Raw genomic sequence first — 10,163 nt, 5'->3', positions numbered from 1 at the left:
GCAATATATGCACGTGTATCTACAGATGATCAGGCTGATAAAGGATATAGTCTTCCTAGCCAATTAGATGGTTGCCGGCACTATATAGATCAACTTGGGTATTCAATTGTGGCTGAGTTCAAGGAAGATAACAGCGGTGCCATTCCAGTAGCTGAACGACCATATGGGAAACGATTGACTGAGATGATAAAGCTTCGTGAAGTGGATGCTGTAATTGTGCATCAGGTGGATCGTTTATCTCGTGATATTGTTGACCTCCTCGCTACAGTTCGTAATTGGCTCCGCGTAGGTGTTGAAGTATATGCGCTTGATGTCGGGAATTGAGAGTGAACTGGATATTGTTCTCGTTATTAAAGGTTGGCAGGGAAGTGATGAGCGAAAGAAAATTAGGGAACGTTCCATGCGAGGAAAGAGCCAAGGCTCGTACAGGACGAGTAATTGGTTCACGAGCACCCTATGGCTATGATCATGTTCGTGATGAGAATGGAAAGATTGTGAATTTTGAGCCTCTTGATGAAGAAGCCAAAATCGTGAAATTGATCTATGAATGGTATGTCAATGGTGATGAATCTGGTCAGCGACTTTCAGCAGGAAGGATTGCAAAACGGCTGTCAGCAATGTGTATTCCAACTCCTGGAGAGACAAACCCTGGTTATCACCGCACCCGTGGTAGTGGTATGTGGCATGCTTATGCTGTCCTTTCCATTATTGAGCGCGAAACGTATGCTGAATTTGGCGATTTGGAGTCCGCATTGGTCCAACACGCAATGAGCGTCCAAAAGAAGAATGGATTGAAGTTGCGGTTCCTGCATTAGTGGATCGAGAAACTTGGGAAACAGCGCAGGAATTAAGAAGGCAAAATAAACTTTTTTCGAGGCGTAACAAACAGCATGATTACTTACTAAGTGGACTAATTCGTTGTGCGTGTGGAAGAGCTATGAGTGGTGAGTATTTTAGTAATCACCAGTATTACACATGTACCTGGCGAAATAATCATCATAGTCAATTAGAGGAAAGAACTTGTTGGGCACACTCTGTTCGTGCAGATGCTATTGAAGTGGATGTTTGGGAGAGTATGCTCGATCTCTTTAGTAATCTTGAAAAATTGGAAAGCCAATTGAGAATTGCCCAACAAGATGAATTAACTTCTTTGGATCCAAAATTAGAGGAGTTAAATGCTGTAGAGGCTATTATTGTTCAAACGGAAGCAGATGCTATGGAGATTGGTCAAGCACTGAAACGGGCTACCGGCTTAGTGGCAAAAAGCCTAGAACAAAATATGGTTGAAGTAAACCAGAGATATGATGCCATGTGTAAGAGACGACAAATTTTACAATCTGAAATAAGTGTCACTCAATTGACAGATGACGCTGTTCAGGGTGTGATCGAATTTGCGCAGGATGTCTTTGTTGGGAAGAAAATGCTGACTTTCAAGTCAAAAGGCACAATCTCGAAATGTTGAAAGTTCAGGTTGAAGTCGATAATGGTAAATTTACAATTTTTAGTTTGGCAGGAAAAATTTCTGGAGAGATTCGCAAACTTCCAAAAGCTACTGGAGGCAGTTCTGGTGGTGGAGGTGTGACAAACTCGCATTCACCAAACAAAGCCCTTCTTTTATTTCGCTTTCATGCAGGGCTTCTTCCACTTGGGATGTGATGTTGACAAATCCGCGCCGGGATGGGAGGTTGAACCAGAGTTCTTTGCGATAGGATTTCATACACCTTATCCAATTTTGGGCAACACAGCGCCGGTGCGGCCCATATAACTGCGATATTCTTCGCCGAATTTTTCGATCATCATTTTTTCCTCTGCCTGTACGCGCAGCAGATAGAAGGGAATGAAAATCAGGAGGTTGACAAGCCCCGCGATCCAATTCTGAAGCAGTAAAGGCTGGGCAATGACCCATAACCATTGTGAAGCGTACATTGGATGCCGGATCACAGCATAAATGCCTTTTGTGATCAATTCATGCTTCTCGCGAATTTCCAGGGACGGCGACCAGTTCAAACCAAGGTCAGCATGGGCACGCCAGAATACGAACAAGGCTCCCAGCATTAAAGTAGTTCCAAGCCATCCGCCCCAGGCGGGCATGGTGTAGTTGGCAAAATCCAGCCAGGTGGAAGCGGAATAGATCAGCGGCAGGATCATCATCCCGATCAACAGTAGGAACAGGATCAACTTTTCCTGTTGTGAAACGCGCTGTTCGCTCATCTTTTCCTGCTTGCGTTTTTTGTTGAGCGGCGCACGGATGACCATCTCGACCATCAGCGCGAGCCAGTAAACAATTTCAAAGATACTCATACATTACTCCGTTTTTTCGACAACTATCGTTGCCTCCGTCAATAGAGCAGCGATGGCACCAAGCGCAGCCAATTGTGGTGCGATCAATACCCCCACTACTCCAATGGTGACAGGGATTTCCAGTAATACCTTGCCATCTTTATCCTTAATAATGACCTTGCGGATATTGCCTTCGTGCAGCAACTCCTTGATTTTGGAGACGATTCTCTCGCCATCCACGCTGAATTCCTCAGTTCGTGTCTTTTCGTCCATAGCGATATCCTTTCAGGATTGATTCCTATAATACTCGAACCACTTTTCATCGAGCGGCTGCCATTCGTCGCTTTGGTCGGCGCGTTCTTCCCAATTTTCCTTGCCGCTCCATTCCTCGATCTTGATCGCATACACTGAGGTGGCGCGCAATTCCTTCTCGCTGATCTCGCGATATTCCTGTCCGGCTCGGAGGGTCGGGAAATATTTACCGATCAATCCATTAAGCAGCTTTGTTGCTTCATTAGTATCTGTCACGATGCGTGCTGTTCCAAAAGCGATCACGCTGCGATACTGAAGTGAAAACTCCAGCGCCACATTGGAGGGCAACATCTGCCCCAACTCGCTCGCCTCCATACTGACTTTGGGGTTGGTCTCCAAATTTGAGCGGATTCTCCCCGCAAGATTCGAGTGAAAGACGATCTGGTGATTCTCCTCATCGTACCAAAAGGTGGTGGGGTTGATAAAGGCTTGCCCATCTATCGACGTGGCGAAGTGACCCACCTTTGCAGTTTTCAAGAATCCGCGGATCCAGGCGTCGTCTTTGGTGAGGTGCGGTCTGCGCTGAAAGGCAGTGGGGTTTTGACTTATATAATCTCTTGGCATTTTATTATCCCTATTTTTGAGTATCCACAAGCAGGTGCACGTAAATGGTCCATTGGGCGACGTAGCCGAGGATGATGCTGGCGAACACGATCAGAGAACCGATCCAATTTACTTCGCCGAGAAATGATAGCAGGAAGTAGATACTTGCCCCAGCAGTGAGCGAACCCAGCAAGGCAACTTCCACTGCCATTAGATTGGCAATGCTGTACGGTTTATTTACCCGTGGAACTTGTTTTGCACGCCATTTGAACGCCTTTTCGACTTCGGGATGATACTTGATATAGAAGTCCTTGATCGTATTCATGGCTTCCACCGATTCATGCCAGGAGGCGCGTAAGCGGGCAAGCTGCGCAATGGTCAACCCGCCCATGAAGGTTAGCACGAGAAAAAGCGCAAAGAATGCAAAGGAGATGGTTTTCGATTGAGCATCCAGTTGAGTGCCGACGATGGCGGCAACGAAAGAGCCGACCGAAACAAAATAAAAGGATGTGACTCGCGAGCGGTCTTCGTTGGCTTGGAAGGCGGTCTGGGAAATATATTCATATTCTTTTTGAAGCAGTTCATCGGGGTTGAGCTTCGGTTTGGGTGCCATGCATGCTCTCCTTGATTATAGTATCCCCATTATGACATGACTTTGCTTTTGGCGCAAAAAAGTAGCGCGAGATAAACTCTCGCGCTACGCTGATCTAGAGGCTGACCGCCCACTCGCCGCGACGCATGACCGGCTCGTGTGTACCGTCTGCGTGGATGCCGTCTATGTCCATTTGATTCGAACCGACCATGAAATCCACGTGGATGAGGCTGTCATTTCCGCCCGCAGCGATGAATTGCTCCTTGCTCATTTCCGAGCCGCCAGTCAGGTTATACCGATAAGCGCTGCCCAGTGCAAGGTGACAGGATGCGTTTTCATCGAAGAGCGTGTTGTAGAAGAGATGCTTCCGCTGGGAAATGGGAGAGCTGTCTGGAACCAGAGCAACTTCCCCGAGGTGCGAAGCGTTCTCGTCCGTTTCCAAAAGCCTGCGAATGTGATCCTCTCCCTGTTTGGCGGTCACTTTCGAAACGCGTCCATTTTCAAAGGTAAGGGTGAACGCATCGACCATATTGCCAGAGAGAATCAGCGGCATGCTTGAGGAGATGTAGCCTTCGGCTTTTTCACGATGCGGCAGGCAGAAAACCTCTTCAGTGGGGAGATTGGGAATGAACTCGATGCCGCTCACCGTAGTGGATGAGGCGCCGATCCAAATATGATTTTCCGGTAGTCCGAGGGTGAGGTCGGTGCCGGGCGCTTTGTAATGCAGCCCGCTAAATTTTTTCCCGTTGAGATAATCACATTGACGATGCAGCCGATCGGCATGGTCGCGCCATGCTTTTACCGGGTCATCCTGGTGAACTCTACAGGCATCGAAGATGGCGTCCCATAATTTTTCCTGTGCCTGTTCAACCGGAATACCCGGGAATACTTTTTTCGCCCAAGCTGGAGTGGCAGTGGAAACGACACACCAGTTTTGGGTATTTTGATCGAGATATTTATAGGTGGGTTCATATTTTTGCGCAATCGCTTTGCGGTATTTTCCGATCAATGCCGGGTCGACGCCTTCGAGCAGGTTGGGGTCGGAGGAGGAAATGCTCAGCAGGGCATCGCCGCGCTCGCCGTACTCATGTTCGCGGGCGATGAGCCAGTCGGGAACTTCGGTGAGTGATTCCGGATCGGCATTGTCAAAGCGGATGCGGGAAAGGCGTTCATCCACCCAGCGCACGTCCACATATGGAACACCGAGTTGATACGCCTTGATCGCTACCTGCCGGACGAGCTCGATATCGGGAATGCCCGCAGAGATATTAAGGCGTTGGTGCTTTTTTAAATTAAGACCGATATTGACGATGATGTCTGCATATTTTTCAAGGGATTTTTGAAAAGCGTCACTCATGGCTGCTCCGGAATCATTTGATTGAATGGGTTTTACCACAATTGAACAAGGATGAAAACCGACCTAAGTGTGAGAAAAGAAAAACTCCCCGCCTCGTGACGGGGAGTGGACTTGATTCTGTTACAGGGAGATCGCCCATTCACCCTGACGCATCACCGGCTCACGTTTGCCGTCCTTGGTGATGCCGTCGATGTCCATTTGCGGGGAACCGATCATGAAGTCGACATGGTTAAGGCTGACGTTGCCCCCAGCGGCGATAAATTCGTCGTCGTTCAACTCTGTTCCTCCGGCGAGGGTGAAGCGATAGGCGCGTCCGATGGCGATATGGCAGGAGGCGTTTTCGTCGAAGAGGGTATTGTAGAAGAGATGTCCGCGTTTGCCGATGGGGGAGGAGGCTGGGACGAGGGCAACTTCGCCGAGGCGATGCGAGCCTTCGTCAGTATCCACTAATTTTTGTAGAGCGGCTTCTCCCTTTTTTGCTGTAACTTTGACGATGCGCCCGTTCTCAAAATGAACCTGGAAATCTTCGATCAATGTACCGCCATAGCTGAGCGGGAAGGTGGCAGAAATGACACCATCAGCGCGGTTGCGATCTGGTAGCGTGAAGACCTCTTCGGTGGGCATGTTAGCGGTGAATGCAACCCCGTTCTGCGCCATTGATTGCGCGCTGATCCAAAGATGCCCGCTGGGGAGACCGAGGGTAAAGTCGGTGCCGGGACCTTTGTAGTGTAGTGCCGTGTACTGTTTGGATTGCAGGTATAAAGCACGCTCACGCAGAGCGGCGATGTGTTTGTTCCAAGCTTCGATCGGGTCGGGCTGGTCAATGCGGGTGGTTTCAAAGATGGCTTGCCAGAGTTTGTCTTGTGCCTTTGCGAGCGGCAGGTCTGGGAATATTTTGTGTGCCCACGCCTCACCAGCGGCAGCAACTACGCACCAGTTGATGGCGTTGGTGGTCACTTTTTCACTGACCGCGCTCCAGTTTTCCAAGTGGGTTCTTTGCATGCGCCCAACTACATCGGGATCCAACCCGCCTAGCAGATCTGGGTTTGATCCGCCAATGGAGAGCAGGGCGTCGCCGTTCTCGATCATGTCCATGATGCCCTGGATCTGCCATTTGGAGTATTCACCAAACGAGTCTTTGGGGGCGTGTTGCACACGCAAACGGAGCATTTCTTCATCGGCAAAGATGGCGTCTACATAGTTTGCGCCAACCCCGTAGGCGGCTTTTGCGATCTCTCGCACCAGCGGGGCGAACTGATTTGGTACACCACGTGTACCTGCGGCGGTGATGATCAAGCGCTGTCCTGCGCGGATGTTCAAACCGACTTTTACAATAGCTTCGGCATATTTTGCCAACATTTCCTGGTGGGTTTTACCGGTCATAACGCCTCAAATATTGATATGGATTGTTTCTAAGTATAGCATGATGGGATACTTTCCATTCTTTTTTACTGCGTTGCAAAAATGATACAAGTCGTTCATTTTCAAGGATGAGCGGGCTCGTGACTAAAAAGCGGCTGCGGGGATATACTTGGCTGGAACCACATCCCTGTGCAGGAGCTTCCCCATGTTGAACCTCGAAAAAGTGGATACTGAGAACAAGAAACAGGTCAGGCGTTTTGTGGAGTTGCCGTTCCGCATTTATGCGGATTGCCCGCAGTGGGTGCCGCCGTTGAATGTGGATGCCTATAACCAGCTTAACCGCAAAAAGCACCCCTTTCATGAACATTCCGATGTGGAGTTCTTTCTTGCCGTACGCGATGGACGCGATGTGGGGCGTATTGCGGTGATCGAAAACAAACTATACAATGGCTATCACAAGCGCCGGACGGCAAATTATTATCTTTTTGAATGTGAGAACGACCTTGAAGCCGCCACCCTTTTGTTCAATGTTGTTTCGGAATGGTCGCGTACCCGTGGGTTGACCATCCTTATTGGTCCCAAAGGCATGGGCCCATTGGATGGTTATGGAACCCTGGTCTTTGGGCATGAGCACCGTCAGACGATGACCATGCTCAATTACAACCACGCCTACTACCAGTCATTGGTGGAGGCGCAGGGTTTTGTCAAAGAAGTGGACTTTGTCTCCTGCTATTTGCCCGCGGATCAATTTCAGATCCCTGAGCGGGTAAAGCGCATTACCGAGCGCGTCATGCAGCGCGGACATCTTGAGATCAAGACCTTTAAGAATAAGAAAGAATTGCTCAGTTGGGCAGATCGTATTGGGACAGCGTATAACAATGCTTTTGTGAATAACTGGGAATATTATCCGCTGACCCAGCGCGAGATCGATTTTGTGGTCGAGAATATTATGACGATCGCCGACCACCGTTTGATTAAGATTATTACCCACGGTGAAGATGTGGTTGGTTTCCTGTTTGCCTTTCATGATGTCTCCGCCGCCATGCAGCGCGCAAAGGGAAAATTATTCCCCTTTGGCTTGTTGGATATCCTGTTGGAGATCCGTCGTACAAATACGGTTTCGGTGAACGGCATGGGAATTTTGCCGGAATTTCAAGGACACGGCGGTAACGCACTTTTATATTACGCAATGGGAAACACGCTTTTGGATTTCAAACAATTCGTGCATGTGGAAATGACCCAGGTTGCAGAAACAACCGAGCAAATGCGCGCAGACCTAAAGAACTTAAACGGGGTGGAATATAAAAATCACCGGGTGTATCAAAAAGAACTGTAAAAAATCGGATGGCTTTTGCCATCCGATTTTTTTTTATTCTAACTTCCTAGTTTCCACTTCAGATTTGCCGATCTCAGATTTGATCGGCTCGCCGTTCCGCAGCGCTTCACCATCTTCTGGTTTCGTCAGCGGCAGGATGATGTGAAAATGGCTTCCGGGAAAATTCACTTCGTCGTAGCCGGGGCTTTCGACCCAGATGCGCCCGCCATGCGCTTCTACGATGCCTTTGGAAAGAGCCAGCCCCAGCCCTGCGCCGCTGCCTTTAAAACGCGATTTGCTGGTGGAGTGTTTGCCCAACTCACCAGGTTGGTAGAACTTTGAGAAGATGACCTCGCGCAGATTCGGGTCTACGCCCACACCGGTATCGCTGACGATGATCTCCACGCCGCCGATGGGGAGGTTGATGATGGCGGGAATATGCTTGCCAGTGATGGTGATCCACCCATTGTTGGGTGTAAATTTGACGGCATTACGGATCAGGTGATGGAATAATTTTCTCAGCAGGTGCGGGTCGGCTTTGACGAGCGGAATGGCAGGGACGTTGATGGATAAGAATTGCTCGCGTTCGCGGATCATCTTGGCATGGTCGCTGCTTACTTCGAGGATCAGTTGCGCCAGGTCCACAGGTTGAAGATGGGGCTTGAGGGAACGTGCATCGATCTGGGCGATGTCGAACATCGAGTCCATAACTTCGTGCAGGCGGATGGTCCCATCGTAGATGCCCTTCATCATTTTCTTGAGATTATTTTCGAGTTTGGGGTCGTCCATCAGCATTTCGGTATAGCCCTTGATAACGGTCAACGGAGTGCGAAGCTCGTGTGATGCAATACTGATGAAATCGGACTTTGCCTGGTCGATGCGCTGGAGTTCCTGATTGTTCTTTTCGAGGGTGCGGCGTGCCTGGCGTAGTTCCTGGTTCAGACGCATGAGGTTGTCTACGAGGCGGGCATTTTCGAGGGCAACGGCGGTCTGGTTGGCGTGTGCGCCAAGAACAGAGAGGTCTTCACGGGTGTAGCGGTTGCCGCTTAATTTTGATCCAAAAGCGAGCAGACCGATCCATTGTTTTTTGGCAAAGATCGGAATATAGACTTCGGAGCGGAGTTCATTGAACCAGCTCAGCTCATTGGGAGAAGCAGCCCGGTAGGTAGGGTGCAAGTCCAGGTCATATTGAAGAAGCGGTTTTTGCTCACGGATAAAATACGAAGCGATCACTCCGCTTTCTTCCAATTCCACTGCCACGAGTTGTCGTTCTTCAGGGCTGCGGGCGGAGCGGAGTTTGAAGGTCTTGTGCCCGTCGGCATGTCTTTCTGCATCCACAAGGAAAAGGAAGCCGCGGTTGATCTGCATGGCTTCAAGCATAATGCCGATGGCGATGTTGGCGAGGCGGTCCATATCCAGGATGTTGCTGATGCTTTCACTGTATTGGTGAATGGTTAGGCTGGCGTCGTATTGGTCGCCCTTCATCCATGTGTTGACGGTGCGCGAGACCAGATCGTTGAGCGGGGCAAAGATCAGTGCCAGGATAAGTGCGACCACCGCACCCGCCACCAGAGGGCTGAAATTCTCGTTTGCACTGAACAGGGCTTGAATGAGCATGAAGCCTGCAATGTAACAACCAACAACGGCAATTGTGCTGGCAACATAGATCAGCCCGCGGCGTGTGATGTTTTTCAGGTCAGGCACGTAATGAGTGCCGACCACGTAGGCTGTGCCGATGGCAATGAATATTCGGAGCGGCTGCCCTATCACCAAAAAGCCGGAGAACAGAAGGATGTCATTTAATAAGGTAAATGCGACGGGAACCCACCAATATCCCAACCGGCTGCGCAGGAGCGGCTGACGGCTTTGGTGTTGTGCTTTATAGAGGGTAAGGATCATATTGATGGTCAGGATGATCCATCCTAAAATGACCCATGCCGGACCCAGACGCGAACGGTACAGGATCAGGTCGCCGTTTGTCCATAGGTCATCAGGCAGATTAAAAACGTTAGTCAGGATCAGCCCCAGCCCCAATGACCAGAAACCAAAATATCCGATCCATGCCCACCAGTCCCGGCTCTTCAGAAAGACCTGAAGAGTGATTAATAGTATGATGGCAAGGGTAAAGGCGACGTATGTTTGTAATTCTTGAAAGAGCAGTTCATCCCCGCGGTTCTGCCAGACAGCTTCCGAAATGTTTATGACCAGGGCGAGTAAGGCGTACAAAACCACCAACCAGGTGGCGGTTCCTTGCCCATCTTCGCGACGTTGAATGGCAAAAAAAACGACCGGCAGGTAGACCATGCCGAGGAATATTAAAATGATGATCTGTGCCAGTGATGCGCTCATGATGATGGCGGAAATTTTACTCGAATTCATCGATAATCGGTTATCATTATTGT

The 10,163-nt window shown here is 49.6% G+C and carries 11 protein-coding genes and 1 pseudogene; 4 read left to right on the top strand and 8 right to left on the bottom strand.

What is annotated here, in order from left to right; translation table 11 throughout:
• From IPG80_RS20345 to IPG80_RS20335, 3 genes are all read left to right on the top strand, one after another.
• Positions 1-324 (top strand): recombinase family protein (locus IPG80_RS20345; protein WP_345111093.1); only part of this gene is annotated, 324 nt, incomplete at its 5' end.
• Between the two features lie 2 nt (positions 325-326).
• Positions 327-815, top strand: a complete 489-nt coding sequence (locus IPG80_RS20340; RefSeq protein WP_345111090.1) for a recombinase family protein — start codon at positions 327-329, stop codon at positions 813-815.
• A complete protein-coding gene (locus tag IPG80_RS20335) occupies positions 815-1,462 on the top strand; it encodes a zinc ribbon domain-containing protein (RefSeq protein WP_345111087.1) in 648 nt (215 codons plus the stop codon). Before IPG80_RS20340 ends, IPG80_RS20335 begins: the two co-directional genes overlap by 1 nt.
• Before the next feature lie 126 nt (positions 1,463-1,588).
• Here the strand turns inward: IPG80_RS20335 and IPG80_RS20330 are convergent.
• The 7 genes and pseudogenes from IPG80_RS20330 to IPG80_RS20300 form a co-directional block, all read right to left on the bottom strand.
• Positions 1,589-1,717 (bottom strand): annotated as a pseudogene (locus tag IPG80_RS20330) (YjbQ family protein); the annotation flags it as partial.
• A gap of 5 nt (positions 1,718-1,722) precedes the next feature.
• Positions 1,723-2,301 carry a protein-S-isoprenylcysteine O-methyltransferase gene (locus IPG80_RS20325; RefSeq protein ID WP_345111084.1) on the bottom strand — a complete coding sequence of 193 codons (579 nt, stop codon included), beginning with the start codon at positions 2,299-2,301 and terminating at the stop codon, positions 1,723-1,725.
• A gap of 3 nt (positions 2,302-2,304) precedes the next feature.
• Positions 2,305-2,553, bottom strand: a complete 249-nt coding sequence (locus tag IPG80_RS20320; RefSeq protein WP_345111081.1) for a DUF4342 domain-containing protein — start codon at positions 2,551-2,553, stop codon at positions 2,305-2,307.
• Positions 2,554-2,565: 12 nt separating this feature from the next.
• Complete coding sequence (locus IPG80_RS20315) at positions 2,566-3,156, bottom strand: pyridoxamine 5'-phosphate oxidase family protein (protein ID WP_345111078.1); 591 nt, start codon at positions 3,154-3,156, stop codon at positions 2,566-2,568.
• Between the two features lie 10 nt (positions 3,157-3,166).
• Complete coding sequence (locus tag IPG80_RS20310) at positions 3,167-3,748, bottom strand: hypothetical protein (RefSeq protein ID WP_345111075.1); 582 nt, start codon at positions 3,746-3,748, stop codon at positions 3,167-3,169.
• 94 nt (positions 3,749-3,842) lie between these two features.
• Complete coding sequence (locus tag IPG80_RS20305) at positions 3,843-5,084, bottom strand: aminopeptidase (RefSeq protein ID WP_345111073.1); 1,242 nt, start codon at positions 5,082-5,084, stop codon at positions 3,843-3,845.
• A gap of 120 nt (positions 5,085-5,204) precedes the next feature.
• Positions 5,205-6,467: an aminopeptidase gene (locus IPG80_RS20300; RefSeq protein WP_345111070.1), complete on the bottom strand. Its 1,263-nt coding sequence runs from the start codon at positions 6,465-6,467 to the stop codon at positions 5,205-5,207.
• Positions 6,468-6,651: 184 nt separating this feature from the next.
• Between IPG80_RS20300 and IPG80_RS20295 the strand changes: the two genes are divergently transcribed.
• Positions 6,652-7,782 carry a hypothetical protein gene (locus tag IPG80_RS20295; protein WP_345111068.1) on the top strand — a complete coding sequence of 377 codons (1,131 nt, stop codon included), beginning with the start codon at positions 6,652-6,654 and terminating at the stop codon, positions 7,780-7,782.
• 33 nt (positions 7,783-7,815) lie between these two features.
• Here IPG80_RS20295 and IPG80_RS20290 read toward each other — a convergent pair whose 3' ends face one another.
• Positions 7,816-10,110: an ATP-binding protein gene (locus IPG80_RS20290; protein WP_345111065.1), complete on the bottom strand. Its 2,295-nt coding sequence runs from the start codon at positions 10,108-10,110 to the stop codon at positions 7,816-7,818.
• Positions 10,111-10,163 lie beyond the last annotated feature (53 nt).

Source organism: Candidatus Villigracilis vicinus (assembly GCF_016702885.1).
GTDB lineage: Bacteria > Chloroflexota > Anaerolineae > Anaerolineales > Villigracilaceae > Villigracilis > Villigracilis vicinus.
Note: the sequence above shows the minus strand (reverse complement) of the source record. Positions and strands in the feature narration are given on the sequence as shown.

Bases quoted from the DNA above. Each gene is read 5' to 3' on its own strand.
- IPG80_RS20325 (WP_345111084.1), bottom strand. From the start codon at position 2,301: ATGAGTATCTTTGAAATTGTTTACTGGCTCGCGCTGATGGTCGAGATG.
- IPG80_RS20320 (WP_345111081.1), bottom strand. From the start codon at position 2,553: ATGGACGAAAAGACACGAACTGAGGAATTCAGCGTGGATGGCGAGAGA.
- IPG80_RS20315 (WP_345111078.1), bottom strand. From the start codon at position 3,156: ATGCCAAGAGATTATATAAGTCAAAACCCCACTGCCTTTCAGCGCAGA.
- IPG80_RS20310 (WP_345111075.1), bottom strand. From the start codon at position 3,748: ATGGCACCCAAACCGAAGCTCAACCCCGATGAACTGCTTCAAAAAGAA.
- IPG80_RS20305 (WP_345111073.1), bottom strand. From the start codon at position 5,084: ATGAGTGACGCTTTTCAAAAATCCCTTGAAAAATATGCAGACATCATC.
- IPG80_RS20300 (WP_345111070.1), bottom strand. From the start codon at position 6,467: ATGACCGGTAAAACCCACCAGGAAATGTTGGCAAAATATGCCGAAGCT.
- IPG80_RS20295 (WP_345111068.1), top strand. From the start codon at position 6,652: ATGTTGAACCTCGAAAAAGTGGATACTGAGAACAAGAAACAGGTCAGG.
- IPG80_RS20290 (WP_345111065.1), bottom strand. From the start codon at position 10,110: ATGAGCGCATCACTGGCACAGATCATCATTTTAATATTCCTCGGCATG.